Here is a 26,333-nt window from a genome sequence, read left to right as displayed (position 1 = left end):
CCTTAGCGCCGCGCGAGGCGCGGCCGCAATGGCGGGCCGATCCATCCCGGCCCGGGGCCTCGGTCACATGTTCGGGTAGTTCGGTCCGTCACCGCCCTGCGGCGTCGTCCAGACGATGTTCTGCGACGGGTCCTTGATGTCGCAGGTCTTGCAGTGGACGCAGTTCTGGAAGTTGATGACGAAGCGCGCGCCCTCCGGCACCGTCGCGTCCTCCACCACCTCATAGACCGCGGCCGGGCAGTAGCGTTGCGCGGGTTCCGCGTATTCGGGCAGGTTGACCCGGATCGGAACGGTCGGGTCCTTCAGCTTCAGATGGCAGGGCTGGCTTTCCTCGTGGTTGGTGAACGAGAACGCCACATTCGTCAGCCGGTCGAAGCTCAGCTTGCCGTCCGGCCGGGGATACTCGATCGGCTTGAAGTTCTTCGCCTTCCCGGTCGCGGCGGCATCGGTCTTGCCGTGCTTCCAGGTGCCGATCAGGCTGCGCCGGAAGAGGCCGCCGGTCCACATGTCGAAGCCGCCGAGCGCGAGGCTGCCCCAGAGGCCGGTCTTCGACCAGGCGGGCTTCACATTCTGCACGCGCTTGAGGTCGCGCCCGATGGGGCCGGAGCGCAGCTCCTCCTCGTAGTCGGTCAGCTCGTCGCCCTCACGCCCTGCAGCGATCGCGGCGGCCGCCGCCTCGGCCGCATGGATGCCCGACAGGACCGCATTGTGGGTGCCCTTGATCCGCGGCACGTTCACGAGGCCGGCCGAGCAGCCCAGCAGCACGCCGCCGGGGAAGGTCACCTTCGGGATCGACTGGTAGCCGCCCTCGCTGATCGCCCGCGCGCCATAGGCGACGCGCTTGCCGCCCTCGAGCAGTTCAGCCACGGCCGGGTGATGCTTGAAGCGCTGAAACTCCATGTAGGGGTTCAGGTAGGGGTTGGCGTAGTTCAGGTGGACCACGAAGCCGATGAACAGCTGGTTGTTCTCGGCGTGGTAGATGAACGACCCGCCGCCGGCGTTCTTGCCGAGCGGCCAGCCCATCGTGTGGGTGACGGTGCCCTCGCGGTGCTTCTCGGGGTCGATCTCCCAGATTTCCTTGAGCCCGATGCCGAATTTCTGCGGCTCGTGCCCGGCCGAGAGGTCGAGACCCTCGATCAGCTGCCGCGCGAGGCTGCCGCGCACGCCCTCGGCGATGAAGACGTATTTGCCCCGCAGCTCCATGCCCGGCTCGTAGTTCGGGCCGGGGGTGCCGTCCGGCTGCTTGCCCATCTCGCCCGCCACCACGCCGGCGATGCGGTCGCCGTCGCGCACGAGGGCGGAACAGGCCATGCCGGGGAAGACCTCGACGCCGAGTTCCTCGGCCTTCGCGGCCAGCCAGCGGCAGACATTGCCGAGGCTGACGATGTAGTTGCCGTGGTTCGACATCAGCCGCGGCATCGGCCAGTTCGGCACCCGGATGGAGCCCGAGGGGCCGAGCACGAGAAAATCGTCGCGCTTGACCGCGACCTTGATCGGCACATCGGGGTCGTCGCGCCAGTCGGGCAGCAGCCGGTCGAGGCCCGACGGGTCGATCACCGCGCCCGAGAGGATATGCGCGCCGACCTCGGAGCCCTTCTCCAGCACCACGACGTTCAGATCGGGGTCGATCTGCTTGAGGCGGATCGCGGCCGAGAGGCCCGCCGGGCCGGCGCCCACGATCACCACGTCGTAATCCATCGACTCGCGCTCGATGGCTTCGGTCTGCGGCTGCATGGTTTCGTCGAGCATGGCGTTTCCTCTGCGGTCGTCCTGTTCCTAGCGGCTGAAGGTAGGAGGGGCAATCCGAGGAGTGTGAACTCGTGGTCGGAGGCGCGCTACTAGCGTCTGCTGGGTCCAGTTACTCGGAGAACTCGGCTTACGCGGTCCGGCGGGCGTCCTGCAGCGCTTTGATGCCCCGTTCCAACGCCCTGAGGAACCGCGGATCGTTTGGACGTCTCTTGAGCGCAGCACGAAGGTAGTCCAGCCCTTCGACGTCGCCCAGTTCGCAGAGTGTGTTTCCCAACATTTTGAGCACTGCAACATCCTTTGGAGTCAATTCCAATGCCGTACGTAGATAGGGCTCACGCATGGCAAGCGGCTGTTGCAGCGCTACTCCAAGCTGGTAGTGCGAACTGCCCGGAAGTTGCTCATCAATCAGGGTGCTCAACTCGTCGCGAGTCGGCTCACCGGCCAGGACGGTTCGAAGCACAGCAGAGAGGACGCCCGCCTGGGCAAGGGTCCTCGCAATCGTATGGCCGCCGCAACTCACCGGCACCAGTACTACGTCGCGGCCGTGGGTCGCGATCAACTCGACGTGCCGCACGTCTCGCGAGAAGAGCGGATCATAGAGCACGTAGTGGCGGGCGCGTTGTCCGATTTCTGCATCGTCCGATCGGAACTCAATTCGCTCTGATTCGGTGGCCCACCGGGTTTCCTCAGGCACCACGGTCCGCTGGATGGAAAACTGCGGGCCGTAGGTCAGGGTCTTGGTTGCCGGGAGCCGGTCAGAATAAGTGGTAGCGGCATAACCACCCATGCTGGCGCCGGTGATGGTAGCGCCGGGAGCGGTCACCGCCGCCACTGAGTCTAGGCAGAGGTCGAGGTCGTCGTACTGATACCAGTCGTTTCCGCCGGGAACGATGTGGACAACGTTGAAACCGTACTTCTGAGCGACTGTCGCCGCAAACAGCTCGCGGCGAGAATTTAGGGGTTCGAACGTGACAAGGTCTGCAAGATCGCTATCGGGTGCCCCCCGGGTCATGAAAGCACGCAGCGTACGTGACTCATAAATGCGCATGCAACCTCCTGTTTCCACTAGACGATGACAACGGCTGAATTGAGCTAACATGCCCGTAAACGACCTTGCGTCGAACGTCCACATGCGCATTTTTTTCTGACGAGCGCCCAAACCCCTGCTTGATTGGCACGGCCAAGCATCTCAAGGAAATCGGCCGCCTCGACGACGTCATGGCCGATCTCGCGCGGGTCCACGGCTAGGCGGACTCGTGCACGCATCGCGGCGCCGGGGCTTGCATTGCCGCGCCGGTTCCGCGCACCATGCACGCGGCTAGGAACGCCCCCGGACCGCAATCCGGGGGCGTTCCTACTGCCATGAGGCCCCTTCATGCCCGCGCCAGTGCCGCGGCCCGAGGATCGAGTGATGGAACGCATACCGATGACCCCGGCGGGCTTCGCCCAGCTCGAGGATGAACTGAAGCAGTTGAAGGGCGTCGAGCGCCCGGCGATCATCAAGGCCATCGCCGAGGCGCGCGAGCATGGCGACCTGAGCGAGAATGCCGAATACCACTCGGCCCGCGAGAAGCAGAGCTTCATCGAGGGCCGCATCAAGGAGCTGGAGGCGATCATCGCCCGCGCGCAGGTGATCGACGTGGCCAGCCTCTCGGGCGCGATCAAGTTCGGCGCGACCGTCGAGCTGATGGACGAGGACAGCGAGGTGAAGAAGACCTTCCAGATCGTCGGCGAGGCCGAGGCGGATCTGGAGCGCGGGCTGCTCAACATGAAGTCGCCGCTGGCCCGCGCCCTGATCGGCAAGGAGGAGGGCGATGCCGTCGAGGTGGTGACGCCGGGCGGCGAGCGCAGCTACGAGATTCTCTCGGTCCGTTACGAGTGACGATGGGGCGGCTCGGGGACAGGCTGAGCGACTGGCGGGCCCGCGCCGCCGAGGACCGCGCCGCGGCCGTCGGGCTGGCGGTCAGCGTCGCGTGGCTGGTGCTGGTGGTCATGTTCTGGGCGCTCGGGCCCGAGGGCTCACCCCAGGGAGGGGCCGCACAGCTCGCGACGGCCGTGGGCGTGCTGATGCCGCTGGCGCTGATCTGGCTGGCGGTCGGCACGGCCCGCGCGCTGGCCGGGCTGCGCGAGGAGGCGCATTCGCTGCGGGCCGAGCTGCTGGCGCTGCGGGGCGGGGCTTCGCGGAGCCATGAGGTGCAGGACGACCTGCCGCCGCCCCCCGTCCGCATGACGGAACCCGCGCCACGTTCGGCGACCCCGCGCCCGGCACCCGCCCGCGCCGCCGCGCCCCGGCGGGGCGAGGCGCCGCCGCAGCCGAGCCTCGATCTCGGCGGCCCCGCGGCGGTCGAGGTGCTGCCCGAGGACCTGATCGCCGGGCTGAACTTTCCCGACGGCCCCGACGACCGCGCCGCCATAGACGCCATGCGCCGGGCGCTGATGGACGGCGAGACCGCGCGGCTGATTCGCGCCTCGCAGGATGCGGTGACGCTGCTGGCGGCGCGGGGCCTCTACATGGACGACCTGCCCGCGCCCGACACACCCGCGGCCGCCTGGCGGCGCTTCGCCGAGGGGCAGCGGGGCGCCGCCCTCGGCCCGGCGCCGGAGCTGCTCGATGCCGACGAGGCGGTGACGCTGGCCGACCTGCTGCGCGGCGACGAGGTGTTCCGGGACGCGGCGCATCACTTCATGCGCCACTGGGACCGGATGCTGACCCGGACGCTGCCGCGGCTCGACGACGTGCAGCTGCGCAGGCTCGCGGGCACCCGCTCGGGGCGGGCCTTCGTGGTGCTGGCGCAGGCGACCGGCAGCTTCGGCTGAGGCTTGCCCCCCGCCGCCATGCGGGCCAAAGGGGGCTGAACCCCTTGCGCGCGAATCCTCATGGCCGCCCTCTTTCCCTCCGGCCCCCCGCTCGGCGATGACGCCGGTTCCGGCGCGGGCCGCGGCGTCCGCCGCGCGTTCCGGCAGGGGCTGCTCGCCTCGCTGCCGCTGGCGCCGGTGTTCCTGCCTTTCGGGCTGATCTTCGGCGTCGTCTCGATCCAGGCCGGGTTCGACCTCGCGCAGGTCTGGGGCTTTTCGGTCCTCGTGCTGGCGGGCGCGTCGCAGATCACGGCCGTTCAGCTGATCGCCGAGGGCGCGCCCGCGTGGCTGGTGCTGGTCTCGGCGCTGGCGGTGAACCTGCGGATGGCGATGTATTCGGCCTCGCTGGTGCCCTGGCTCGGGGCGGCGCCGCTCGGGGCGCGGGCGGGCGTGGCCTATGCGCTGGTGGACACCACCTATGCGCTGGCGGTCGTGCATTACGAGGCCGAGCCGGGCATGATGATGGCCGAGCGGCTGGCCTTCTTTGCCGGGCTTGCGGTGACGCTGGCGCTTCCCTGGCCTCTGGTCTGCGGCCTCGGCGCGGCGCTGGGGCAGGCGCTGCCGGGGGGACTCGGGCTCGACTACGCGGTGCCGATCACCTTCATCGCGATGACCGCGCCGATGCTGCGCAGCCGGGCGCAGATCGCGGCGGCCGTCGTGGCCTTCGGGCTGGCGCTGGTCCTTGCCGGGCTGCCCTCGGGCGTCGGGCTGCTGCCGGCGGCGATCCTGGGCATGGCGGTCGGCGCCGCGATCGAGGCGCGGGACGAGCGACGGAGGTTCGGCCGATGAGCGACGCAACCATCTGGGCGATCATCCTCATCCTCGGCATGGGGACGTTCCTGATCCGGTTCTCGTTTCTCGGCACCGTGGGGCGCGGCTCGCTGCCGCCCTGGGCGCTGCGGCTGCTGCGCTTCACGCCGGTGGCGGTCTTTCCCGCCCTGATCGCCCCGGCGACCGTCTGGCCCGAGGCGGCGGGCGGCGGTGTCGATCCGCTGCGCCTCAGCGCCGCCGCGCTGGCGCTGGTGGTGGGGCGGTGGCTGCGGAACACGATGGCGGCGATGGGTGCGGGGCTGGGGGCGCTCGCGCTGCTGTTGTGGCTGGGGGGGTGAGGACGCCGCGCGAAGGATTGGGCGCGCGGTCCCAGCCTCGCGGAGCGGCGAAGAAGCGGACCGCCCGTTTTTGACCGGCTGGCCGGGGCCGGCTACTCCGCCGCCGCCCGCGCGGCATCCGCCGCCTCGAAATGCGCGAGCTGCGCCGCATGCGCCTTGCGGAAGGCGGGGCGGGCGGTGGCGCGGGCGACATAGGCCTGCAGCGCCGGCTGGCTCAGCGCGCCCTGCGCCTCGACGAGCCGCAGCACGTCGGCCATCAGGATGTCGGCGGCGGTGAAACGCTCGCCCGCGATCCAGTCGCGGCCCGCCATTGCGGCCTCCAGCTGCCCGAGGCGCTGTTCCAGCAGCGGCAGGGCGCGCGCGGCGGCGGCCTCGTCCTTGTCGAACATCCTGGCCACCACCCACCGCAACACCCACGGCTCGACCGAGTTCAGCGCCGCGATCAGCCATTGCTGCACCGCTGCGCGCCCGGGCGGGTCGCGGGGCATCAGCGCCTCGGATTTCTCGGCCAGATGCAGGACGATCGCGCCGCTCTCGAAGATCGACAATTCGCCGTCGCGCAGCATCGGCACCTGATGGAAGGGCTGCCGCGCCAGATGCTCGGGCGTTCGGTCCTTCACCGGCACGGTGTCGATGCGGTAGGGCAGGCCCGCCTCCTCGCAGGCCCAGCGGACGCGGAGGTCGCGGACCCAGCCGCGCGGGAACTTGGGCACCCAGTCGTAAGTGGTGATCGTCAGCATGGCGGCCTCGCGTGATCGAGGGACGGGCGGCGCGGCGTCATGCGGCTCGGCTCTTCGGCCCGACGACAGCGAACATCGCCCCCTGCGGATCGGCGAACCAGGCGATGAAGGCGCCGCCGGGCACTTCCTGCGGGCCATGCACCAGCTGGCCCCCGGCGCCCTTCGCCCGCTCGATGGCCGCGTCGATGCCGTTCACGCCGAAATACGGAAACCACGCCGGCGGCGGCTCCCCGCCCGAGCGCATCATCCCGCCGATATCGGCGCCGTCGCGGGCGAAGAGCTGGTAGGTGCCGTGCTCGCCCATGGGCACGGCGGTGGAGCGGGTCCAGCCGAACTGCCCGGTGTAGAAGTCGAGCGCCGCCTCCTGGTCGGGGGTCATCAGCTCCAGCCAGTTGCCGTGACCCTCCTTCCTCTGGTCGAAGGCGTAGGCTTCCGGCTCCGTCTCCATGGGGGCGGGTTGCAGGATGCCGAAGACGACGCCCTGCGGATCGGAGAGAATCGCGAAGCGGCCGGTGTCGGGGATGTCGGCCGGTTCCTTCAGCACCCTCGCCCCTTTCGCCACGGCATCGCGGGCGGTGTCGTCGGCGCTGTCCACAGCGAAATAGATCACCCAGTTGGGCGGCGTGCCCGGCGGCTGATCGTCCAGCGACATCATGCCGGCGACCATCTGGCCGTTGGCCTTGGCGAGCCGGTAGTCGAAGCCCGGCATGCCGCTGTCGCCGAGTTCCCAGCCGAGCAGCTTGCCGTAGAAGGCGCCGGCGCCGTCGAGATCGCTGGTCCCCAGCTCGAACCAGCAGGGCATTCCGTGGTAGCTGCGCGTCATGGGGTGCTCCTGTCGGCGGTGTCGGCCACGCTGACCATCCAGTGCGTGCCGAAGCGGTCGCGGCACATGCCGTAGCCCTCGGCGAAGAAGGTCTTGCCGAAGGGCATCGAGACGGTGCCCCCCTCGGCCAGGCGCTCGAAGAGCGCCTGCGAGGTGGCGAAATCGGGCCGCGTGACCGAGACCGAGACGCCGGCCTGCGCCTCGCCCCCGAACTCCGGCGGCGCGTCGGAGGCCATCAGCATCCCGTCCGGCGTGGCGAGCGAGACATGCAGCGCCCAGTCGCGGATCTCGTTGCGCAGCCCCGGCGGACCCTCGCCCTCGGGCATGTCGGCGAAGCGCATGACAAAGGGCGTGCCGCCGAAGACCTCGGCATAGAAGGCGAAGGCCTCGGCGGCGTTGCCCTGAAAGGTCAGGTAGGGGATGAACGGCATCCTCGCCTCAAGCCTTTTCGCTGTCAAACAGCGGCTCGAACCCGGCCCAGATCATGCGTTTGCCGTCGAACGGCATGTCCGGCATCTCCTGCCCGGCTTCCATGCCCGCAGCCATTCCGCGCCAGGCTTCCTCGCAGGTGGTGCGGTCGGGCCAGGCCGACCAGGACATGACGATCACCTCGCCGTCCTTGGCATCGACGGCGCGATACATGTCGGTCTGCCGCCCGTGCGGCACGTCGTCGCCCCAGTTCTCGTAATTGCCGAGGCAGCCGCGGGGCTGGAACTCCTCCTCCCAGGCCGACTTCGCCATCTTCGCGAAGGCGTCCCTGTTGGCCTTCGGCACTGGCGTCAGGAAGCCGGTATAATAGCCGCCGCGGTCGGTCCCGTCGGCGACGAACTTCTGGAAACCGCCGAAGATCATGCGCTTGCCGTCGTACTGGACCTCGCCCATGGCCTGCGACATCTCCTCGCCGTTCTGCATGATGTCGGCCCAGGCGGCGTCGGAGGTCGCCTTGTCGGGCCATTCGACCCAGCCGAACACGACCGCCTCGTCATCCTTCGCCGCGACCGCGCGGAGGAAGTCGGTCTGCTTGCCGGGCTGGATGTCCTCGCCCCAAGCCTCGACCATGCGGACCGCGCCGCGCTTTTGCATGAGCGGCCAGGCGCGGTGGAGCTGGGCGATGTAGTCCTGCCGGATGCGCTTGGGCACCGGGGTCACGGAGCCGGTGAAATAAGTCATTGGATCGTCCTTTCGGGTGGCGGGAACGTCCTTGAACCCGGTCAGGCTGCGGGGAGTAGTTGCAAAAAGCAACTGAAAAGTTCTAGCCTGCCTGAAAGGAGGGGCGCCTTGGCAGAAACCCGCAAATCCTATGGTGAGGGCTGCATCGCGGCCCACGCCCTCGACCTCATCGGCGACCGCTGGACGCTGCTGATCGCGCGCGAACTGATGCTCGGGCCGAAGCGTTTCGGCGCCATCAAGGCGGGCCTGCCGGGGATCGCCACGAACATGCTGACGCAGCGGCTGGCCGACATGGAGGCGGGGGGCGTCGTGATTCGCCGGATGCTGCCCCAGCCGCCGCGCGTGCAGGCCTATGAGCTGACCGAGGCGGGGCAGGGGCTCTGGCCGGTGATTGCCGCCCTCTGCCGATGGGGCGCGGCGATGCCGGGGCACGACCCGCGGCTGCCGATCAGTCCCTCCGCGCTCGCGCTGTCCATGCGGGCGTCGTTCCAGTCCGCGCGCGCAAACGGCCCCATCGAGGCGGCCCTGCTGCTCGATGGCGAAGGCTTCGCCGCGCGCGTGGTGGAGGGGCGCTACAGCGTGGCCCGCGCCGATCCGCCCGAGGGCGAGGTGCTTCTGGCCGGGCGACCGAACGATGTCGCGGTCGCCGTCTATGGCCGCCGTCCGCTGGCCGAAGTCGCTGCCGAGGGCCGCGTCACCGTCGAAGGCGACATGGCCCGCGGGCAGGCCTTCGTCGACCTGTTCAAACTTCGTCCCTGAAAGGAGCCTCGCGATGACTGTCCGCCTGTTCCCGCATCTCTGGTACACCGAAAAGGCCGAGGAGGCGGCCCGGTTCTACGCCTCCGTGATCCCCGGCAGCAGCGTCGAGTCCGTCACCACGCTCGCGGCCGAGACCCCGTCCGGCCCGCCCGGCAGCGTCACCGTGGTCGAGTTCACTCTCGCCGGGCAGCGCATGCAGGCGATCGCCGCCGGGCCGCTCGACCCCTTCAACCACGCGATCTCGCTGGTCCTCGAGTGTGACACGCAGGAGGAAATCGACCGCCTGTGGGACGCGCTGCTCGACGGCGGCACGCCCGAGCAATGCGGCTGGTTGCGCGACCGCTACGGTCTCGCCTGGCAGATCGTGCCGAAGCGGCTGGGCGAGCTGATGGCGGGCGACCGCGCGAGGGCGCGGCGCGTGACCGAAGCGATGCTCAAGATGGTCAAGTTCGACATCGCCGGGCTGGAAGCCGCGGCAAACGCCGCCTGAGCCGCGACCGGAGGGCTGACCCTCCGGTTCGCGACGTATTCAGGCCGCCTCGCGCGCGGCCTCGCCGGCTTTCGCGGGACGCAGCGTCTTCAGGGCGCCGGCCCATTTGTGCAGTTCGTCCAGCATCAGCCGGGCGCCGTCTTGCACCTCCTTGGCGGGACCGAACACGCCATCTTCGTCCATGTGCTGCGGGAAGAAGGGCACCGGCACCGTCTGCGGCAGGGCATGCACGTTCACGTTGCCGAGAAGCTGGCGCAGCGTTTCGGTGGCGCGGAGGCCGCCGGAGACGCCGCCGTAGCTGACCACGCCCGCAGTCTTGTAGCCCCATTCCTTCGACAGAACCTGGATCGCGTTCACCAGGCTCGCCGGGGGGAAGTAGTCGTATTCCGGCGTCACGAAGACATAGGCGTCGGCGGAGGCGACGCTGGCGCTCCACTGTTTGGTGGGCTCGTTCTGGTACTCGGCGAGGCGCGGGTGGCTGGCTTCGTCGAGCAGCGGCAGATGGAAATCTGCGAGGTCGACGAGCGCGACGTCGAACTTGCCGTGGTGCTCCGCTGCCGCCTTCACCCATTGCCCGATCCGGGGGCCGACACGGCCCGGACGGGTGGACCCCACGATGATGTTCAGCTTCAGTGCCATGCTCTGCGTCTCCTCAACGAAACCGCCCCCGCCTTGTCGACGGGGGCAGTATATGTTCGATACCTAGACTTACTTAGATACTGTCGGCTGCGATGCAAGAAGGCCCGGACCGCCGCCGCCTAGATCGCGCGATCGAGCTTGGTCGAGAGATGGATCAGGCTCTCGGACGAGCGCACCCCGGCGAGGTCGCCGATCTGGTCCAGCACCGCGTCGAGCTGCGTCGTCGAGGCGGCCGAGAGTTGCAGCAGCAGGTCCACCCGGCCCGAGGTCGTGTGGATGCGTTCGACCTCCGGGACGGCCTTGAGGCGCGGCAGGATCGCCACCTGCGCCCGCGGCTCGACCGTCAGCAGCACGGTCGCGCGGATGCGCCCCTCGCGCGCGGCCTCGCCCAGCCGCAGCGTGTAACCCGCGATCACGCCCGAGTTCTCGAGCCGCTCGAGCCGCGCCTGCACGGTCGAGCGCGCGACCTTCAGCCGCCGCGCCAGCACCGCGACCGACACGCGGGCGTCCTGCGAAAGCTGGGCGAGGATCCGCCGGTCGAGGTCATCCATGCCACACCTGCCAAGTTGTAGTCTGCTTCCGGCGCTTTAACCGGTCATTCCGGCGGATGCATCCTTTCCGGCGGCGATATCGTTGCCCATATGGCGCATCCTTTGGCCAAGCGACCACGGAAAGGGCAGGACGCATGGAAGAGACCCGCACGGTCTGGAAATCCCCGGCCGAGATCATCCGGGCGCTCACGCCCGAAAACCCGGTCATGGTCTTCGCCCCGACCGAGCTTCACGCGGCCGCGCGCCGCTTTCTCGACGGATTCCCCGGCTTCGTCACCTATGCCGTCAAGTCGAACCCGTCCGGGGTGGTGATCCAGAACCTCGTGGCGGCGGGCATCCGCGGCTTCGACGTGGCCTCGCCCTTCGAGATCGACCTCATCACCCGCCTCGCGCCGGGCGCCGCGCGCCACTACCACAACCCGGTTCGCAGCCGGGCCGAGATCGCCCATGCCGTGAAGGCGGGCATCAAGGCGTGGTCGGTGGACAGCCGTTCCGAACTGGACAAGCTCTTCGACATGGTCCCGGCCGAGGGCTGCGAGATCTCGCCCCGCTTCAAGCTGCCGGTGGCGGGCGCGGCCTATGATTTCGGCGCCAAGTTCGGCGCCCCGCCCGACATGGCGGCCGAGCTGCTGCGCGCGGTGGCGGCGAAGGGCTACACGCCCTCGCTGACCTTCCATCCGGGCACGCAATGCGTCGATCCCGGCGCCTGGGAGAGCTATATCCGCGTCGCGGGCGAGATCGCAGAGGCCGCGGGCGTGCGTCCGGCGCGGCTGAACGTGGGCGGTGGCTTCCCCTCCTGGCGCGTGCACGGGATCGAGCCGGACCTCGAGGCCATCTTCGCCCGCATCGGCGAGACCACGGCCGAGGTCTTCGGCACGGATGCGCCGGAGCTGGTCTGCGAGCCCGGCCGCGGCCTCTGCGCCGACGCCTTCGCGCTGATCACCCGCATCAAGGCGATCCGCGACGGCGGCTCGGTGTTTCTGAATGACGGGGTCTATGGCGGGCTGACGGAGCTGCCGCTGATCGGCAATCTCGGGCGGCTCTGCGTCTACGCGCCGGACGGCTCTGTCCGCGGCGGCGGCGAGGCCCCGCGGCCGATCTTCGGCCCGACCTGCGATTCCGTTGACCGCCTGCCGGGCGAGATCGGGCTGCCGGAGGATACCGAGGAGGGCGATTTCATCGTCTGGCAGGGAGCGGGCGCTTACTCTGTCGTGACGAATACGCGGTTCAACGGCTTCGGGGACCTGCAGCACCTGACGGCGCTCGCGTTGGAGTGAGGACGGGGTGCGTTCAAAGAACGCACCCTACCGGTAGGGTGCGTGGTTTCCACGCACCATGAGCCCGCGCTACGACGACAAGCCCTTCAACTCATAGACCAGTTCCAGGGCCTCGCGCGGGCTGAGCGCATCGGGTTGCACCTCGCTCAGCCGCACCTCCACCGCCGACGCCCTCGCCACGGCCGCTGGCGCGGGCGGCGGTGCGGCGCGGAACAGCGGCAGATCGTCGATCAGCGCCGCCGGCCGCGCCGTGCCGCCTTCGCGGCCGCCCTTCTCCAGCGCCGCGAGGATCTCGCGCGCGCGGTCCACCACGGCGGCCGGGAGCCCGGCCAGGCGGGCGACCTGCACCCCATAGCTGCGGTCGGCGGCGCCCTGCCTGACCTCGTGGAGAAAGATCACCTCGCCCTCCCACTCGCGCACCGCCACCGTCGCGTTCTCGACCCCCTCCAGCCGGGCCGAAAGCTGCGTCATTTCGTGGTAATGCGTGGCGAAGAGGGCGCGGCAGCGGTTCGTCCCGTGCAGATGCTCCAGCACCGCCCAGGCAATGCTGAGCCCGTCCCAGGTCGCCGTCCCCCGGCCGATCTCGTCGAGGATCACGAGGGCTGATTCGTCCGCCTGGTTCAGGATCGCCGCCGTCTCGACCATCTCGACCATGAAGGTGGAGCGGCCGCGGGCGAGGTCGTCGGCCGCGCCCACGCGGCTGAAGAGCTGGCTCACGAGGCCGACATGGGCGCGGGCGGCGGGGACGAAGCCCCCGGCCTGCGCGAGGATCGCGATGAGGGCGTTCTGGCGCAGGAAGGTCGATTTCCCCGCCATGTTGGGGCCGGTCAGCAGCCATATCGCGGGGGTGTCGCCCGCCGTGAGCGCGCAGTCGTTGGCGACGAAGGCCTCGCCCTTGCGCTTCAGCGCGCGCTCCACGACCGGGTGGCGGCCGGCCTCGATCTCGAAGGCGCGGCTCGCGTCCACCTGCGGGCGGGTCCAGCCCTCGCCGGTGGCGAGGTCGGCAAAGGCCGCGGTCACGTCGATCTCGGCCAGCGCGCGGGCGGCCTGCCCGATGGGACCAGCCTCGGCGAGGACGGCGGCGGTCAGGTGGGCGAATATCCCGCGCTCAATCTCGAGGGCGCGGTCGCGGGCGTTGAGGATACGGGTTTCCAGTTCCGACAGCTCGACCGTGGTGAAGCGCACGGCGTTGGCGGTGGTCTGGCGGTGGATGAAGCGGGCGCTGAGCGGTGGTGCCAGCATCCGCGCGGCGTGGGTGGCGGTGGTCTCGATGAAATAACCGAGCACGTTGTTGTGCTTGATCTTCAGGCTCGGGACGCCGGCCTCCTCGGCATAGTCCGCCTGCATCCCGGCAATGACTCCGCGGCCCTCGTCGCGCAGCCGCCGGGTCTCGTCGAGATCGGGGTCGTGGCCGGCCGCCACGAAGCCGCCGTCGCGGGCGAGCAGCGGCGGCTCGGCCACGAGGGCGTCGTCCAGCAGGTCGATCAGCGCGTCGTGGCCGGTGAGGTCGCGGGCGGCATCGGCCAGCACCGCGGCCTCCACCCGCTCCAACCGCCCGGCAATCGCCCCCGCCGCCGTCAGCCCGGCGCGGATCGCGGCGAGGTCGCGCGGGCCGCCGCGGTCGAGGGCCAGACGCGAGAGCGCGCGGTCCATGTCGGGCACCCGCGCCAGATCGGCGCGCAGGTCGGCGGCGAGGCGCGGGTCGTCCATGAGCGCCGCCACGGCCGCCTGCCGGGCGTGGATCTCGGCCAGATCGCGCGACGGCGCGCTGATGCGCCGCTCCAGCAGCCGGGCGCCCGCCGCCGTCACCGTTCGGTCGATGGCCGCCAGCAGCGAGCCCTCGCGCCCGCCCGAGAGCGCCTGCGTCAGTTCGAGGTTGCGGCGCGTGGCGGCGTCGATCTGCATCGCGCCGCCCGCCGCCTCGCGCACGGGCGGGCGCATCAGGGGCAGACGGCCCTTCTGCGTCAGCGCGAGATAGTCGGCGATGGCCCCCATCGCCGACAGTTCCGCGCGGGAGAACTGGCCGAAGCCGTCCAGCGTCTCGACGCCGTAGAGCGCCGCGAGTCGGCGCGCGCCTGCCGCCGAATCGAAGCTGCCCGAGGGAAGCTCCGTCAGTGCCGCCCCGGTCTCCGAGGCGAGGTCGTGCAGACGCGTGCCCTCGCAGACCAGCAGTTCCCGCGGCGCGTGGCGGGCGAGTTCCGGCGCCAGCCGCGACAAGGGGCAGGGCATCACCCGCATGGCGCCGGTCGAGATGTCCACCCAGGCGAGCGCGGCCTCGTCGCGCACCTCGGCCCAGGCGGCGAGAAAGTTGTGCCGTCGCGCCTCCAGCAGCGACTCCTCGGTCAGGGTGCCAGGTGTCACCAGCCGCACCACGTCGCGGGCGACGACCGACTTCGCGCCGCGCTTGCGGGCCTCGGCCGGGTCCTCCATCTGCTCGGCGATGGCGACGCGGAAGCCCTTGCGGATCAGGGTCAGCAGGTAGCTCTCGGCGGCATGGACCGGGACGCCGCACATCGGGATCGGCGCGCCCGCATGGGTGCCGCGCTTGGTCAGCGCGATGTCGAGCGCGGCGGCGGCGGCCACGGCGTCGTCGAAGAACATCTCGTAGAAATCGCCCATCCGGTAGAACAGCAGCGCGCCCGGATTGGCGTCGCGGATGGCCAGATACTGGGCCATCATCGGGGTGGGCGTCTCGTCGCTCATGGAGGGGTGTCTAAGCCGGGCGGGGGCGCGGGGTCCATCGCCCGGAACCGCTTGGGGGCGACGAAGCGCCCCGAGCGGTGGCCTTAGAAATATCCGGCGGCGGCCACGTCGTGCCAGCCCTCGTAGATCATCTTCAGCGCGACGTAGAAGATGATGGCGAGGCCGACATAGGCGATCCAGCGGTGCTTGTTCAGCAGCCGGGCGATGAAGGTCGCGGCGAGGCCCATGAGCGCGATCGAGACCGCGAGGCCGATCACGAGGATCGTCGGGTGGTCCTTGGCCGCGCCCGCCACCGCCAGCACGTTGTCGAGCGACATCGACACGTCCGCGATGACGATCTGCCAGGCGGCCTGGGCAAAGGTCTTGCGCGGGGCTTTCGCGCTCACGCGGCCGCTCGCGTCGAGATCGGTGCCGGTCAGCGCTTCCTCGGCGGCAACCGCTTCGTCGTGGTGGCCGGCGCGGAGCTCGCGCCACATCTTCCAGCAGACCCAGAGCAGCAGGATGCCGCCCGCGATCAGAAGGCCGGTGATGCCCATCAGCACGGTCGTCATCAGCGCGAAGATGATCCGCAGGACCGTGGCCGCGAGGATGCCGATCAGGATCGCCTTGTTGCGCAGATCCTTCGGCAGGCCCGCGGCGGCGAGGCCGATCACGATCGCGTTGTCGCCGGCGAGGACGAGGTCGATCGCCAGCACCTGCAGCAGCACGATGAACCCGTCGTAGGTGAAGATTTCCATTGATCCGCCCGCTGTACCTGCTTCTCGCGGGATTGGACCCATTCGCCGCAGGGGTCAAGCAGAGCGCCGGAACAACGCGGGAACCCGGCGCATTTCTCGGCCCGCCGCCCGGCGCGGGGTGAACGATGATCGATCTTGCGAGTTGTCGCACGGGCGCAGCCGCGTCCGCAGCTGCAAGAGAGGAACCCCACGATGTTCATGCGTGTCGACCGGCTCCAGACGGAGCTGCCGCCCCCGAAGAAGGCCGACCCCAACGCCGCCGCCGCGCTGCAGGAACTGATGGGCGGCAAATATGGCGAGATGTCCACGCTCGGGAACTACCTGTTCCAGAGCTTCAACTTCCGCTCCAAGTCCAAGCTGAAGCCCTTCTACCACCTGGTCGCCGCGATCACCGCCGAGGAGCTGGGCCATGTCGAGCTCGTCGGTCACGGTGTGGCGATGCTCGCCAACGGCCCCGACAAGCGCGGCGCCGACGAGGGCAACGGCGGCGACATCTCGCGGGCCCCGTTCGAGGCGATGAAGGACATCCGCTCGGCCGCCTCGTTCTTCTCCTATGGCGGCGGCGCGGTGCCGGTGAACTCGAACTCGATGTCGTGGAACAACGACATGGTGACGACCACCGGGAACGTGATCTTCGACCTGCTGCACAACTTCCACCTGGAATGCGGGGCGCGGCTGCACAAGCTGCGGGTCTATGAGTCGCTCACCGATGACAACGCCACGGGGCGCGAGGTCTGCGGCTACCTGCTGGTGCGCGGCTCGGTCCATGCCCATGCCTATGCGCTGGCACTGAAGAAGCTGACCGGGATCGCGATCGAGCAGATGCTGCCGACGCCGAACATCCCGCTCGACAAGGTGCCGGAGTGCCAGAAATACCTGCAGGAAGGCTCGCACCGGCGGCTCTACACCTTCTCCACGGGCGATTTCCAGGCGATGCGCGGCATCTGGGAAGGCGAGACGGCGCTGCCCGACGACCCGCCGGGCGACCTGGTGGTGGTCGAGGGGATGCCGGACGGCGGCAAGATCCACGACCTGACCGGAGAGCCCTCGGCCTTCTCGCCCGACTACGCGCCCGAGGAGATGTTCGAGATCGCCGAGAAGCTCACCAAGGCGGCCATGCAGGGTGCCGGCTCGCTTTGAGTGGGCCCCGCGGGGCGCGGTTGCGGCCGCGTCCCGCTCACGCCGCGTCACGGGCATTTTCAACGGCTCACGCCGGTTTCGTCGTTTCGTGATGATCTGTTCCGCGAACCGCCGCGTTATGGTGCCGCCATGAACATCCTCCGCCACGCAATCGCGCCCGCCTTCGCCCTTCTCGCCGCCGCAGCCCCGGCCGCGGCCGAGAAGATCTCCCTCAACGAGATCTCGCGCTACCTGAACGGGTTGCAGACCGCGGTCGCGGACTTCACGCAGGTGAACGGCGACGGCTCGGTCTCCACCGGGACGGTCTACATCCACCGCCCGAACCGGGTGCGGTTCGAATATGCCGGCGGCAACGGCACGCTGGTCCTCGCCTCGGGCGGGCAGGTCGCGGTCTTCGACGGCAAGTCGAACACCGGGCATCAGGAATACCCGCTGTCGCGCACGCCGCTGTCGATCATCCTCGCGCCGAACGTGGACCTGAACCGCTCGGGCATAGTGACGGGCCATTCCGAGCAGGGGAACTCGACCGTGGTGACGGCGCAGGACCCCTCGGCGCCGCAGAACGGCAACATCCAGATGGTGTTCACCGCCAACCCGACGCAGCTGCGCCAGTGGGTCGTGACCGACGACACCGGCTCGAAGACGACCGTGGTGCTGGGCGACATGCAGACCGGCGTGTCGATCCCGCCCTCGCGCTTCGCCATCCCCAACGAGGTCGCGCGGCGGCAGTAATTCCGCGTGGACCTCGGCCGCGCGAGCGGGCAGGTTCGGCCCCGGCGGATCGCATCCGCCGGGGCCATGACCTTCGGAGGGACCGCCATGAGGACGCTCACAACTGCCGCAGCCTTTCTTGCGCTGATGACCGGGGCCGCAGCGGCACAGGACGACGCCGCGGCCTGCGGGACGATCCGCATGTCGGACCCAGGCTGGACCGACATCAACGCCACCAACGCTGTGGCCGAGACGGTCCTCGAGGCGCTGGGCTACGACGTGGATATTCGCACGCTCTCGGTTCCCATCGGCTACGAGGCGCTGAAATCCGGGCAGACCGACGTTTTCCTGGGCAACTGGATGCCCGCGCAAAAGGCCTTCCGCGACGATCTCGATCAGTCGGACGCGGTCGAGGAGCTGGTCCAGAACCTCGAGGGCGCCAAGTTCACGCTGGGCGTGAACCCGGCGGGCGCGGCGCTCGGCGTTGCCGACTTCGCCGATCTCGACCAGCACCGCGACGCCTTCGAGGGCAAGATCTACGGCATCGAGCCGGGCGCGCCCGCGAACCAGTCCATCGCCGGGATGATCGCCGTGGACAAGTTCGGCCTCGGCGACTGGGAGCTGGTCGAATCGGGCGAGCAGGCGATGCTGGCGCAGGTGCAGAGGAACGACGCCGCGGGGACGCCGACGGTGTTCCTCGCCTGGGCGCCGCATCCCATGAACGTGGCCATCGACATCACCTATCTCTCCGGCGGCGACGAGGAGTTCGGCCCCGATTTCGGCGGCGCGCAGGTCTACACGCTCGCGCGCACCGGCTGGCCGGCGCAGTGCCCGAACGCGGCGCAGCTTCTGCGGCAGCTCGTCTTCACCGTCGATATGGAGAACGAGATCATGGGCGCCATCCTCGACGACGCCGAGGCCCCCGCCGACGCGGCCAAAGCCTGGGTGAAGGCCCATCCCGACGTCCTCGGGCCGTGGCTGGACGGCGTGACGACGCTCGACGGCCAGCCGGGCCTTCCGGCGGTGGAGGCGGCGCTGGGATGACGTCCACTGCCCGCGCGGGCGCGGGGCCGAACATCCTGATCCTGATGGTCGATCAGGCCAATGGCCTGTTCTTCCCCGACGGACCGGCGGAGTTCCTGCATGCCCCGAACCTGAGGCGTCTGGCGGAGCGGTCCACCCGTTTCGCCAACACCTACACCGCTTCGCCCCTCTGCGCCCCGGCGCGGGCCTCGTTCATGTCGGGGCTGCTGCCCTCGCGCACGCGGGTTTATGACAACGCGGCCGAGTTCGCCTCCGACATCCCCACTTGGGCGCATTTCCTGCGCCGGGCCGGATGGCAGACCTGCCTTTCGGGCAAGATGCATTTCGTCGGCCCCGACCAGCTGCACGGCTTCGAGGAGCGGCTGACGACCGATATCTATCCGGCCGATTTTGGCTGGACGCCCGACTGGCGCCGTCCCGGCGAGCGGATCGACTGGTGGTATCACAACCTCGGCAGCGTCACTGGCGCGGGCGTGGCCGAGATCACCAACCAGCTGGAATACGACGACGAGGTCGCCTTCCACGCCTGCCGCAAGCTCCACGACCTCGCCCGCGGCGGCGACGCGCGGCCCTGGTGCCTCGCCGTCAGCTTTACCCATCCGCACGACCCCTATGTCGCTCGGCGGCGTCACTGGGAACTCTATGAGGGCGCCGCCGAGCTGGAGCCGCCCGAGGCGATCCCCTACGAGGCGCAGGACCCGCATTCACAGCGGCTGATGGACGCCTGCGACTGGCGCAACTTCGACATCACGCCCGAGCATGTCCGCCGCGCCCGGCAGGGGTATTTCGCGAGTATCAGCTACATCGACGAGAAGATCGGCGAGATCCTCGACGTGCTGGAGCGGACCCGGCAGGAGGCGATCGTGGTCTTCGTCTCCGACCACGGCGACATGCTGGGCGACCGGGGCCTGTGGTTCAAGATGAGCTTCTTCGAGGGCTCGGCGCGGGTGCCGATGATGATCGCGGCACCGGGACTTGCGCCGGGGCGGGTGGACACGCCGGTCTCCACCCTCGATCTTGCGCCGACCCTCTGCGCGCTCGCGGGCATCTCGATGGAAGAGGTGAGCCCCTGGGTGGACGGGGTCGACCTGACGCCGGTCGTCGCGGGCGAGCCCCGTGGTCCGGTGCCGATGGAATACGCGGCAGAGGGGAGTATCGCGCCGATGGTGGCGCTGCGGGAGGGCGGTTGGAAATACACGGCCTGCCCGGCGGACCCCGAGCAACTGTTCGACCTCGGCGCCGATCCGGGCGAGCGGACCAACCTTGCAGCGGACCCCGGCCATGCAGGACGTCTGGACCGCTTCCGGCAGCTGGCCGCGGATCGCTGGGACCTCGCCGCTCATGACGCGGCAGTGCGCGAGAGCCAGGCACGCCGCTGGGTCGTCTATCCGGCGCTGCGAAACGGGGCCTATTTCCCCTGGGACCACCAGCCCCTCATGCGGGCCAGCGAACGCTACATGCGCAACCACATGGACCTGAATGTCCTCGAGGAAAGCAAGCGCTTTCCTCGAGGAGAATAGGGCCGGTCAAGCCATGTTGCAGACCATGGTGGGCGGCGGGCTGTCGCTGCCGCGCGCGGCCTGGGCTTCGTTCTGCCAGGTCAGCGAGGTGCCGTTGAAGTTCGACATGCGGATGACCTGTCCGTCCTGCAGGTGGAGGCGGTAGAAATCACTGCCACGGTCGATCGAGACGATGCGCGTCGTGGCGCCGCCGCCGGTGGTGTAGGTTCCCGGGGTGACGGTGAAGCTGGTCATGTCGCAATTCCACGTGCCGAGCATCGGCAGCGGCGCCGGGCCGCCCGCCGGAACCGGCTCGGGGGTGACGACCGCGACATCGGTGCCGTCGGTCACGACGACGGAGTCCTGCGCGGCGGGCATGTCGCAGGCAGCGAGCGCCAGGGTGGCGGCCGCGGTGATGAGAATCGTGCGCATATCGCTTCTTCCTTTCGTTGGGGCACCCGGCAGCCGGGCCGAAATGGCGCAGAACCGTCTGCGCGGCGTGACGCCCCAACGCGCTGAAAAGCAAAACGATCCCTCGGTTGCATGGACCGGGTGCGAAACTGCGGGTAGCGTGCCGCCATGACGGATCGAGTCGATGTCGTGATCGCCGGGGGCGGGCTGAACGGACCGGCGCTCGGGCTTGCGCTTGCGGGCGCGGGGCTGACCGTGGCCGTGGTCGATGCCCGCCCCGCGCGCGAGCGGGCGGGCGAGGCTTTCGACGGCCGCGCCTATGCGCTCGCGCTCGCCTCGCAACGGCTGCTGGCCGCGCTCGGGGTCTGGCCCGCGCTCGCGGCCGAGGCGCAGCCGATCCTGCGGGTCGAGGCGGTGCAGGCGCGTCCGGGCGAGGCGCCCGGGTGGCTCGGCCTCGGCTTCGACGCGGCCGAACTTGAGGAGGGGCCGCTCGGCTTCATGGTCGAGGATCGGCACCTCTACCGGGCGCTGCTGGAGGCGATGGAGGCGGCGCCGGGGCTGACGCATCTGCCGGGCACGAGTGTGCGCGGCGTCGAGGCGGGGCCGGCGGGCGTCACCGTCACGCTGGACGGCGGCCGGATCGGGGCGCGGCTGCTGGTCGGCGCCGATGGCCGCGGCTCCTTCGTGGCGCGCGATGCCGGCATCCGCCGCACCGGCTGGGACTACGGCCAGACGGCGCTCGTCACTGCGCTGTCGCATGAGCTGCCGCATGGCGGCACTGCGCGGCAGGTATTCCTGCCTGGCGGGCCGCTCGCGATCCTGCCGCTCACCGGCAACCGCTCCTCGATCGTCTGGTCGCTGCCCCGCCGCGAGGCCGAGGCGCTGCGGGCGCAGCCCGACGCGGCCTTCCTCGACGCGCTGCGCCCGGCCTTTGGGCCGCAGCTAGGCGCGATCGCACTGGCCGGGCCGCGCTTCGACTATCCTCTCAGCCTCAGCCTCGCCGAGCGCTACATCGCCCCGCGCCGGGCGCTGATCGGCGACGCCGCCCACGGCGTGCATCCGATTGCGGGGCAGGGCCTGAACCTCGGGCTGCGCGACGTGGCGGCTCTGGCCGAATGCGTGGTCGAGGCGCGGCGGCGGGGCGAGGATTTCGGCTCGGACCTCGTGCTCGAACGCTATCAGGGCTGGCGGCGCTTCGACGCGACGCTGCTGGCGGCCGGGATGGACGGAGTGAACCGCCTGTTCTCGAACGGCAACCCGCTGCTGCGGCTGGCGCGCGGCCTCGGCATGGGCGCGGTGCAGGCGGTGCCCGCGCTGCGGCGGGGCTTCATGCGGCAGGCGGCGGGCTTGAGCCTCGATCCGATGCCCCGGCTGCTGGCCGGGCAGCCGCTCTGAGGCGTCAGTCGGCCTTCACCTGCCGGGCCTCGCCAACCAGCATGACCGGGATGCCTTCGCGGATCGGGAAGGCGAGGCCGATGGTCTCGGACACCAGTTCCTGCCGCGCGGCGTCGTAGCGCAGCGGCCCGTGCGTCACCGGGCAGACGAGCGCCTCGAGCATGTGGCGGTCGAAGGCGGTGGCTTGGGTCTCGGTCATTGCAGGATGTCCTCGCCGCCGCCGCTGCCGCCGTGCAGCGCGTATTCCATGAAGCCGTCCAGCAGCCGGCGCCGCTCGGCCAAGGTCGGCGCCTCCAGCAGCGCCTGTTTCTCCTCGACCTCCAGCGGCAGCAGCATGGCGAGCGCGTTGACCAGCATCTCGTCGTCCGCCTCGCCCGTCGCCTGCCAGTCGGTCGAGAGGTCGCGTGCGGCCATGTAGCGGCGCAGCTTCCGCAGGAACGGCTCGCGGTCGAATTCCGGGTCCTCCTCGGCCACGCCGCGGCGGTCGGCCTCGAAGCCCGCCCAGTCCACGCGGCCGTGGAGATAGGGCTGGAATCCCTCCTCGGCCTCGCGCAGATGGAAGCGCGAGATGGCGCGCAGCGAGATCATCAGCCGCCCGTCCTCGGTCTCCTGGAAGCCCGCGATCCTGCCCGCGCTGCCGACCTGCGCCAGCCCTTCGCCGATCGGCTGGATCATCCCGATCAGCCGGTTGCCCGAGCGCAGGGCATCGTCCACCATCTGCAGGTAGCGCGGCTCGAAGATGTGCAGCGGCAAACGGGCGCGGGGCATCAGCACCGCACCCGGCAGCGGAAAGAGCGGGATCGCGTCGGGAAGGTCCGGCCCCTGCGCCATTACGCGAAGACGAGGCTCGACAGCCGCCGCCGTCCCTTCAGCGCCACCGGATCGTTGGGCTTCAGCGAATCGAAGATCGTCACCAGCTGCGCCTTGGCCGCCCCGTCGTTCCATTCGCGGTCGCGGCGAAACAGCTCCAGCAGCTGGTCCACCGCCTCCTCGACCTGCCCCCCGGCATGGAGCGCGGTGGCATAGTCGAAGCGCGCCTGATGGTCGGCCGGATCGGCCGTCACCTTCGCCTCCAGATCGGCGAGCGGTCCAGCCTTCGCCGCCTGCTCCGCAAGTTGCAGCTGTGCCCGCGCCGCCTCGACCGGTCCCGCGGTGGCAATCGTCGCGGGCACCTTGGCGAGCGCCGTCGCCGCCGCCTCCTCGTTGCCGCCAGCGATCAGCGCCCGGACCAGCCCGCCCCAGGCCTGCGCGTTCTCGGCCTCCTCGCCGATGATGGCCCGGAAGGTCTCGGCCGCATCCTCATGCGCGCCCTCTGCCAGCATCTGCTCGGCCGCCTCGAGCGCCTCGCCGAGACCCCCGTCATCGCCGCCGAGCGCGATCAGCTTCTCGACGAACTTCTTGATCTCCGACGCCGGGATCGCGCCCTGGAAGGCGTCCACCGGCTGGCCCTGGAAGAAGGCGTAGACGGTCGGGACCGACTGGATGCGAAGCTGCTGCGCGATCATCTGGTTCTGGTCGACATCGACCTTGGCCATCTTCACGCGGCCCTTGTGGCGCGCCACCTCGGCCTCGAGCGCGGGGCCGAGCGTCTTGCATGGCCCGCACCACGGCGCCCAGAAATCGACGATCACCGGCACCTGCATCGAGGCGTCGATGACCTCGGCCATGAACGTCGCCTCGGTCACGTCCTTGATGTAGTCGCCCGTGGCCGGCTGTTCGGCTGCGCCCTGAAGCATCATCGCGATCGTCCCCGCAAAAACTCGTGTCGGGCGCAATATGGGCGCAGTCGCGGGGAACCGGAAGGGCGGCGCAGGTTTTCCGCGCGCTCTGCCCGTGGGCGGCCTCAAGCGGCCAGATCGAAGCTCGCCAGCACCGGGACGTGGTCGGAGGGCTGCTCCCAGCCGCGGCAGTCGCGCAGGATGCGGCTCGCGTGCCCGGCATTGGCGATGTCGGGCGTGGCCCAGATGTGGTCAAGCCGCCGCCCGCGATCCGCCGCCGCCCAGTCCCGCGCCCGGTAGGACCACCAGGAAAAGAGGCGCCCCTCCGGGATGTCCTGCCGCGTCACGTCCACCCACCCGCCGGCATCCTGCGCCTGGCCGAAATGCTCGACCTCGACCGGCGTGTGGCTGACGACCTTCAGCATCTGCCTGTGGTTCCAGACGTCATCCTCGCGCGGGGCGACGTTGAGGTCGCCGACGAGGATCGACCGCGCGGGCCGCTCGGCATGGAAGCTGTCGCGCAGGTCCGTGAAGTAGTCGAGCTTCTGGCCGAACTTCTCGTTGACCTCGCGGTCGGGCACGTCGCCGCCCGCGGGGACATAGACGTTGTGGATAGTGATGCCGTTCTCCATCCGCGCCGCCACATGCCGCGCGTGGCCCAGCCCGGCATGGTCCTGATCGCCCGCATCCTCGATCGGCAAGCGCGAGAGGATGGCGACGCCGTTATAGCCCTTCTGGCCGCGGGCGACGGCCCAGTTGTAACCAAGCGCCCGGAAGGCCTCGAGCGGCAGCTTCTCGACCGGCGACTTGCATTCCTGCAGGCAGAGGATGTCGGGCGCCTCCTCCTGCAGGAAACGGGCGACGAGGCCGGCGCGCAGGCGGACCGAGTTGATGTTCCATGTGGCGATGGTGAACATGGGGGCCGGGTCTAGCCCGAAGGGCAGGGAAGGGAAAGCCGATGGGTCAGCTGGTTGACGGCGAGTGGCGGCGCGGCGCGGTCGGCGCCACGAAGGAGGAGGGCGACTTCCGCCGCCAGGACGCGGGCTTCCGCAACTGGATCACGCCGGACGGCGCGCCCGGCCCCTCGGGCGAGGGCGGCTTCGCGGCCGAGGCGGGGCGCTATCACCTCTACGTCTCCTATGCCTGCCCCTGGGCGCACCGGACGCTGATCTTCCGGCAGCTGAAGGGGCTGGCGCCGCTGATCGGCGTGTCGGTGGTGCATCCGGTGATGGGCGAGGAGGGCTGGACTTTCGAGACCGACTTCCCCGGCGCGACCGGCGACCCGCTGCACGGCGCCACGCATCTGCGCGACATCTACGTGAGGGCCGACCCGCACATGACTGGCAAGGTCACGGTGCCGGTCCTCTGGGACAAGGCGCGCGGCACCATCGTCAGCAACGAATCCTCCGAGATCATCCGCATGTTCGACAGCGCATTCGACGCGATCACCGGCAATGACGTGCGTTACTGGCCCGAGGACCTGCGCCCGCGCTGCGACGAACTGAACGAGCGCATCTACGACACGGTGAACAACGGCGTCTACAAGGCCGGGTTCGCGGCGACGCAGGCCGCCTATGATGCCGCCATCGGGCCGCTGCTCGAGTCGCTGGACTGGCTGGAGGGGCTGCTGGCTGGGAACCGCTACCTGGCCGGCGACCGGGTGACCGAGGCGGACTGGCGGTTGTTCACCACGGCGGTCCGCTACGACACGGTCTACCACACGCATTTCAAGTGTAACCGCACCTGGCTGCGCGACTATCCGAACCTCTGGGGCTGGACGCGGGAGCTCTACCAGATGCCGGGGATCGCCGGGACGGTGCGGCAGGATCACATCGTGACGCATTACTACCGCAGTCACCCGGACCTGAATCCCTACGGGATCATCCCGGTCAACCCGGTGATCGACTGGGACGCGCCGCACGGGCGGGGGTGATTGGCGGAAGGTGCGTGGAAACCACGCACCCTCCGGCAGGGTGCGTGCCAGGCACGCACCGCGCCACCTCACGCCACTAGCCGATAGCCCCCGCTCTCCGTCACCAGCAGCCGCGCGTTCGACGGGTCCGGCTCGATCTTCTGCCGCAGCCGGTAGATATGCGTCTCCAGCGTGTGCGTCGTCACGCCTGCATTATAACCCCAGACCTCGTGCAGCAGCACATCGCGCGCCACCACCCCGTCCTGCGCGCGATACAGGAACTTCAGGATGTTGGTCTCCTTCTCGGTCAGGCGGATCTTCCGGTCCTTGCCGTCGATCAGCATCTTCATCGACGGCCGGAAGGTGTAGGGGCCGAGCTGGAAGATCGCGTCCTCGGACTGCTCATGCGTCCGAAGTTGAGCCCGGAGGCGCGCAAGCAGCACCGGGAACTTGAACGGCTTGGTGATGTAGTCGTTCGCCCCCGAATCGAGGCCGAGGATCGTGTCGGCGTCGGTGTCGTGGCCGGTCAGCATCACAACGGGGCATTTCACGCCCTGCTTTCGGAGCCGCTTGCAGAGCTCGCGCCCGTCGGTGTCGGGCAGGCCCACGTCGAGGACCACGAGGTCGAACAGGTTCGCCTTGGTCTTTTCGACCGCCTCGGCGCCGGTGGCGGCCTCGAAGACGTCGAAATCCTCGGTGGCGACCAGCTGCTCGGCCAAGGCCTCGCGCAGGTCGTCCTCGTCATCCACCAGCAGGATCTTCTTCAAACCGGCCATTCTGGTTGCCTCCTTCGCTCGATTGGCCGAAAGCTGCGGGCGTTCGGCCCCGGCGGCAAGCGACCCGCAACCTTTCTCACGGTCAGTTGTCGCCAGGGCGCGCGATGTTTCAGTTTGTTTCAGC

At 69.7% G+C, this 26,333-nt stretch carries 29 protein-coding genes; 13 read left to right on the top strand and 16 right to left on the bottom strand.

Annotation, left to right across the window (positions count from 1 at the left end):
* Nucleotides 1–63: 63 nt before the first annotated feature.
* On the bottom strand, nt 64–1,749 hold the full coding sequence (locus tag GI374_RS04665; protein ID WP_229582599.1) for an electron transfer flavoprotein-ubiquinone oxidoreductase: 1,686 nt from the start codon (nt 1,747–1,749) through the stop codon (nt 64–66).
* 127 nt (nt 1,750–1,876) lie between these two features.
* A complete protein-coding gene (locus GI374_RS04660; protein WP_154335847.1) occupies nt 1,877–2,797 on the bottom strand; it encodes a hypothetical protein in 921 nt (306 codons plus the stop codon).
* Nucleotides 2,798–3,160: 363 nt separating this feature from the next.
* Here GI374_RS04660 and greA point away from each other — a divergent pair, with 363 nt between their 5' ends.
* Genes greA through GI374_RS04640 form a run of 4 tightly spaced genes read left to right on the top strand, consistent with a single transcriptional unit; the run spans nt 3,161 to nt 5,714 of the window.
* The gene (gene greA / locus GI374_RS04655; protein ID WP_154335846.1) at nt 3,161–3,631 is read left to right on the top strand and encodes a transcription elongation factor GreA; all 471 of its coding nucleotides are present in this window, start codon (nt 3,161–3,163) and stop codon (nt 3,629–3,631) included.
* 2 nt (nt 3,632–3,633) lie between these two features.
* Complete coding sequence (locus GI374_RS04650) at nt 3,634–4,566, top strand: hypothetical protein (protein ID WP_154335845.1); 933 nt, start codon at nt 3,634–3,636, stop codon at nt 4,564–4,566.
* A 60-nt stretch (nt 4,567–4,626) separates the two neighbouring features.
* Nucleotides 4,627–5,394, top strand: coding sequence for an AzlC family ABC transporter permease (locus GI374_RS04645; protein ID WP_154335844.1), 768 nt, complete (start codon nt 4,627–4,629; stop codon nt 5,392–5,394).
* Nucleotides 5,391–5,714, top strand: coding sequence for an AzlD domain-containing protein (locus GI374_RS04640; RefSeq protein WP_154335843.1), 324 nt, complete (start codon nt 5,391–5,393; stop codon nt 5,712–5,714). Before GI374_RS04645 ends, GI374_RS04640 begins: the two co-directional genes overlap by 4 nt.
* Before the next feature lie 92 nt (nt 5,715–5,806).
* Here the strand turns inward: GI374_RS04640 and GI374_RS04635 are convergent, their stop codons facing one another.
* The 4 genes from GI374_RS04635 to GI374_RS04620 are packed head-to-tail and all read right to left on the bottom strand — an operon-like array spanning nt 5,807 to nt 8,447.
* Complete coding sequence (locus GI374_RS04635; RefSeq protein WP_154335842.1) at nt 5,807–6,454, bottom strand: glutathione S-transferase family protein; 648 nt, start codon at nt 6,452–6,454, stop codon at nt 5,807–5,809.
* 37 nt (nt 6,455–6,491) lie between these two features.
* On the bottom strand, nt 6,492–7,277 hold the full coding sequence (locus tag GI374_RS04630; protein ID WP_154335841.1) for a VOC family protein: 786 nt from the start codon (nt 7,275–7,277) through the stop codon (nt 6,492–6,494).
* Complete coding sequence (locus tag GI374_RS04625; protein ID WP_154335840.1) at nt 7,274–7,708, bottom strand: VOC family protein; 435 nt, start codon at nt 7,706–7,708, stop codon at nt 7,274–7,276. The genes GI374_RS04630 and GI374_RS04625 overlap by 4 nt, the downstream gene beginning before the upstream one ends.
* Before the next feature lie 7 nt (nt 7,709–7,715).
* A complete protein-coding gene (locus GI374_RS04620; protein ID WP_154335839.1) occupies nt 7,716–8,447 on the bottom strand; it encodes a DUF1428 domain-containing protein in 732 nt (243 codons plus the stop codon).
* Nucleotides 8,448–8,555: 108 nt separating this feature from the next.
* On the opposite strand from GI374_RS04620, the gene GI374_RS04615 reads away from it, so the two are divergent.
* On the top strand, nt 8,556–9,206 hold the full coding sequence (locus GI374_RS04615; RefSeq protein WP_154335838.1) for a winged helix-turn-helix transcriptional regulator: 651 nt from the start codon (nt 8,556–8,558) through the stop codon (nt 9,204–9,206).
* Nucleotides 9,207–9,219: 13 nt separating this feature from the next.
* Entirely contained in the window at nt 9,220–9,696 is a 477-nt protein-coding gene (locus tag GI374_RS04610; RefSeq protein WP_154335837.1) for a VOC family protein, read from the top strand.
* Between the two features lie 39 nt (nt 9,697–9,735).
* Here GI374_RS04610 and GI374_RS04605 read toward each other — a convergent pair whose 3' ends face one another.
* Entirely contained in the window at nt 9,736–10,335 is a 600-nt protein-coding gene (locus GI374_RS04605; protein WP_154335836.1) for an NADPH-dependent FMN reductase, read from the bottom strand.
* Between the two features lie 119 nt (nt 10,336–10,454).
* Complete coding sequence (locus GI374_RS04600; RefSeq protein ID WP_154335835.1) at nt 10,455–10,886, bottom strand: Lrp/AsnC family transcriptional regulator; 432 nt, start codon at nt 10,884–10,886, stop codon at nt 10,455–10,457.
* A gap of 134 nt (nt 10,887–11,020) precedes the next feature.
* On the opposite strand from GI374_RS04600, the gene GI374_RS04595 reads away from it, so the two are divergent.
* Nucleotides 11,021–12,163, top strand: coding sequence for a type III PLP-dependent enzyme (locus GI374_RS04595; RefSeq protein ID WP_154335834.1), 1,143 nt, complete (start codon nt 11,021–11,023; stop codon nt 12,161–12,163).
* A 69-nt stretch (nt 12,164–12,232) separates the two neighbouring features.
* Here the strand turns inward: GI374_RS04595 and mutS are convergent, their stop codons facing one another.
* Together mutS and GI374_RS04585 are read right to left on the bottom strand one after the other, a co-directional pair.
* A complete protein-coding gene (mutS, locus tag GI374_RS04590) occupies nt 12,233–14,866 on the bottom strand; it encodes a DNA mismatch repair protein MutS (RefSeq protein ID WP_154335833.1) in 2,634 nt (877 codons plus the stop codon).
* Between the two features lie 83 nt (nt 14,867–14,949).
* Complete coding sequence (locus GI374_RS04585; RefSeq protein WP_154335832.1) at nt 14,950–15,603, bottom strand: TerC family protein; 654 nt, start codon at nt 15,601–15,603, stop codon at nt 14,950–14,952.
* A gap of 192 nt (nt 15,604–15,795) precedes the next feature.
* Between GI374_RS04585 and GI374_RS04580 the strand changes: the two genes are divergently transcribed.
* The 4 genes from GI374_RS04580 (at nt 15,796) to betC (ending at nt 20,018) form a co-directional block, all read left to right on the top strand.
* On the top strand, nt 15,796–16,743 hold the full coding sequence (locus tag GI374_RS04580) for a manganese catalase family protein (RefSeq protein WP_154335831.1): 948 nt from the start codon (nt 15,796–15,798) through the stop codon (nt 16,741–16,743).
* A gap of 129 nt (nt 16,744–16,872) precedes the next feature.
* Nucleotides 16,873–17,475 carry an outer membrane lipoprotein carrier protein LolA gene (locus GI374_RS04575; protein ID WP_154335830.1) on the top strand — a complete coding sequence of 201 codons (603 nt, stop codon included), beginning with the start codon at nt 16,873–16,875 and terminating at the stop codon, nt 17,473–17,475.
* Between the two features lie 126 nt (nt 17,476–17,601).
* Nucleotides 17,602–18,498: a choline ABC transporter substrate-binding protein gene (gene choX / locus GI374_RS04570; RefSeq protein ID WP_229582598.1), complete on the top strand. Its 897-nt coding sequence runs from the start codon at nt 17,602–17,604 to the stop codon at nt 18,496–18,498.
* The gene (gene betC, locus GI374_RS04565) at nt 18,495–20,018 is read left to right on the top strand and encodes a choline-sulfatase (RefSeq protein WP_154335828.1); all 1,524 of its coding nucleotides are present in this window, start codon (nt 18,495–18,497) and stop codon (nt 20,016–20,018) included. Before choX ends, betC begins: the two co-directional genes overlap by 4 nt.
* Before the next feature lie 6 nt (nt 20,019–20,024).
* Here the strand turns inward: betC and GI374_RS04560 are convergent, their stop codons facing one another.
* A complete protein-coding gene (locus GI374_RS04560; protein ID WP_154335827.1) occupies nt 20,025–20,429 on the bottom strand; it encodes a hypothetical protein in 405 nt (134 codons plus the stop codon).
* 147 nt (nt 20,430–20,576) lie between these two features.
* Between GI374_RS04560 and GI374_RS04555 the strand changes: the two genes are divergently transcribed.
* Nucleotides 20,577–21,803 (top strand): UbiH/UbiF/VisC/COQ6 family ubiquinone biosynthesis hydroxylase, encoded by a 1,227-nt coding sequence (locus GI374_RS04555; RefSeq protein ID WP_154335826.1) that lies wholly within the window; start codon nt 20,577–20,579, stop codon nt 21,801–21,803.
* 4 nt (nt 21,804–21,807) lie between these two features.
* Here the strand turns inward: GI374_RS04555 and GI374_RS04550 are convergent, their stop codons facing one another.
* From GI374_RS04550 to GI374_RS04535, 4 genes are all read right to left on the bottom strand, one after another.
* On the bottom strand, nt 21,808–22,002 hold the full coding sequence (locus GI374_RS04550) for a Trm112 family protein (protein WP_154335825.1): 195 nt from the start codon (nt 22,000–22,002) through the stop codon (nt 21,808–21,810).
* Nucleotides 21,999–22,634 carry an LON peptidase substrate-binding domain-containing protein gene (locus GI374_RS04545; RefSeq protein WP_154335824.1) on the bottom strand — a complete coding sequence of 212 codons (636 nt, stop codon included), beginning with the start codon at nt 22,632–22,634 and terminating at the stop codon, nt 21,999–22,001. The genes GI374_RS04550 and GI374_RS04545 overlap by 4 nt, the downstream gene beginning before the upstream one ends.
* Nucleotides 22,634–23,542, bottom strand: coding sequence for a co-chaperone YbbN (locus GI374_RS04540; protein WP_154335823.1), 909 nt, complete (start codon nt 23,540–23,542; stop codon nt 22,634–22,636). The genes GI374_RS04545 and GI374_RS04540 overlap by 1 nt, the downstream gene beginning before the upstream one ends.
* Nucleotides 23,543–23,646: 104 nt before the next feature.
* Nucleotides 23,647–24,438 (bottom strand): exodeoxyribonuclease III, encoded by a 792-nt coding sequence (locus GI374_RS04535; RefSeq protein WP_154335822.1) that lies wholly within the window; start codon nt 24,436–24,438, stop codon nt 23,647–23,649.
* A gap of 41 nt (nt 24,439–24,479) precedes the next feature.
* Between GI374_RS04535 and GI374_RS04530 the strand changes: the two genes are divergently transcribed.
* Entirely contained in the window at nt 24,480–25,454 is a 975-nt protein-coding gene (locus GI374_RS04530) for a glutathione S-transferase family protein (protein ID WP_154335821.1), read from the top strand.
* A gap of 68 nt (nt 25,455–25,522) precedes the next feature.
* On the opposite strand, the gene GI374_RS04525 is transcribed toward GI374_RS04530, so the two are convergent.
* The gene (locus GI374_RS04525) at nt 25,523–26,209 is read right to left on the bottom strand and encodes a response regulator transcription factor (protein WP_154335820.1); all 687 of its coding nucleotides are present in this window, start codon (nt 26,207–26,209) and stop codon (nt 25,523–25,525) included.
* Nucleotides 26,210–26,333 lie beyond the last annotated feature (124 nt).

The organism is Paracoccus sp. S-4012, from assembly GCF_009674885.1.
Lineage (GTDB): Bacteria > Pseudomonadota > Alphaproteobacteria > Rhodobacterales > Rhodobacteraceae > Paracoccus.
The sequence above is the reverse complement of the archived record's forward strand: the minus strand, read 5'-3'. Positions and strand labels throughout refer to the sequence as shown.

Bases quoted from the DNA above. Each gene is read 5' to 3' on its own strand.
- GI374_RS04530 (WP_154335821.1), top strand. From the start codon at position 24,480: ATGGGTCAGCTGGTTGACGGCGAGTGGCGGCGCGGCGCGGTCGGCGCC.
- GI374_RS04635 (WP_154335842.1), bottom strand. From the start codon at position 6,454: ATGCTGACGATCACCACTTACGACTGGGTGCCCAAGTTCCCGCGCGGC.
- GI374_RS04625 (WP_154335840.1), bottom strand. From the start codon at position 7,708: ATGCCGTTCATCCCCTACCTGACCTTTCAGGGCAACGCCGCCGAGGCC.
- GI374_RS04535 (WP_154335822.1), bottom strand. From the start codon at position 24,438: ATGTTCACCATCGCCACATGGAACATCAACTCGGTCCGCCTGCGCGCC.
- GI374_RS04585 (WP_154335832.1), bottom strand. From the start codon at position 15,603: ATGGAAATCTTCACCTACGACGGGTTCATCGTGCTGCTGCAGGTGCTG.
- GI374_RS04575 (WP_154335830.1), top strand. From the start codon at position 16,873: ATGAACATCCTCCGCCACGCAATCGCGCCCGCCTTCGCCCTTCTCGCC.
- GI374_RS04660 (WP_154335847.1), bottom strand. From the start codon at position 2,797: ATGCGCATTTATGAGTCACGTACGCTGCGTGCTTTCATGACCCGGGGG.
- GI374_RS04580 (WP_154335831.1), top strand. From the start codon at position 15,796: ATGTTCATGCGTGTCGACCGGCTCCAGACGGAGCTGCCGCCCCCGAAG.
- GI374_RS04630 (WP_154335841.1), bottom strand. From the start codon at position 7,277: ATGACGCGCAGCTACCACGGAATGCCCTGCTGGTTCGAGCTGGGGACC.
- GI374_RS04640 (WP_154335843.1), top strand. From the start codon at position 5,391: ATGAGCGACGCAACCATCTGGGCGATCATCCTCATCCTCGGCATGGGG.
- greA (WP_154335846.1), top strand. From the start codon at position 3,161: ATGGAACGCATACCGATGACCCCGGCGGGCTTCGCCCAGCTCGAGGAT.
- GI374_RS04665 (WP_229582599.1), bottom strand. From the start codon at position 1,749: ATGCTCGACGAAACCATGCAGCCGCAGACCGAAGCCATCGAGCGCGAG.
- GI374_RS04650 (WP_154335845.1), top strand. From the start codon at position 3,634: ATGGGGCGGCTCGGGGACAGGCTGAGCGACTGGCGGGCCCGCGCCGCC.
- GI374_RS04555 (WP_154335826.1), top strand. From the start codon at position 20,577: ATGACGGATCGAGTCGATGTCGTGATCGCCGGGGGCGGGCTGAACGGA.
- betC (WP_154335828.1), top strand. From the start codon at position 18,495: ATGACGTCCACTGCCCGCGCGGGCGCGGGGCCGAACATCCTGATCCTG.
- GI374_RS04545 (WP_154335824.1), bottom strand. From the start codon at position 22,634: ATGGCGCAGGGGCCGGACCTTCCCGACGCGATCCCGCTCTTTCCGCTG.
- GI374_RS04540 (WP_154335823.1), bottom strand. From the start codon at position 23,542: ATGATGCTTCAGGGCGCAGCCGAACAGCCGGCCACGGGCGACTACATC.
- GI374_RS04595 (WP_154335834.1), top strand. From the start codon at position 11,021: ATGGAAGAGACCCGCACGGTCTGGAAATCCCCGGCCGAGATCATCCGG.
- GI374_RS04645 (WP_154335844.1), top strand. From the start codon at position 4,627: ATGGCCGCCCTCTTTCCCTCCGGCCCCCCGCTCGGCGATGACGCCGGT.
- mutS (WP_154335833.1), bottom strand. From the start codon at position 14,866: ATGAGCGACGAGACGCCCACCCCGATGATGGCCCAGTATCTGGCCATC.
- GI374_RS04560 (WP_154335827.1), bottom strand. From the start codon at position 20,429: ATGCGCACGATTCTCATCACCGCGGCCGCCACCCTGGCGCTCGCTGCC.
- choX (WP_229582598.1), top strand. From the start codon at position 17,602: ATGACCGGGGCCGCAGCGGCACAGGACGACGCCGCGGCCTGCGGGACG.
- GI374_RS04600 (WP_154335835.1), bottom strand. From the start codon at position 10,886: ATGGATGACCTCGACCGGCGGATCCTCGCCCAGCTTTCGCAGGACGCC.
- GI374_RS04605 (WP_154335836.1), bottom strand. From the start codon at position 10,335: ATGGCACTGAAGCTGAACATCATCGTGGGGTCCACCCGTCCGGGCCGT.
- GI374_RS04610 (WP_154335837.1), top strand. From the start codon at position 9,220: ATGACTGTCCGCCTGTTCCCGCATCTCTGGTACACCGAAAAGGCCGAG.
- GI374_RS04550 (WP_154335825.1), bottom strand. From the start codon at position 22,002: ATGACCGAGACCCAAGCCACCGCCTTCGACCGCCACATGCTCGAGGCG.
- GI374_RS04525 (WP_154335820.1), bottom strand. From the start codon at position 26,209: ATGGCCGGTTTGAAGAAGATCCTGCTGGTGGATGACGAGGACGACCTG.
- GI374_RS04620 (WP_154335839.1), bottom strand. From the start codon at position 8,447: ATGACTTATTTCACCGGCTCCGTGACCCCGGTGCCCAAGCGCATCCGG.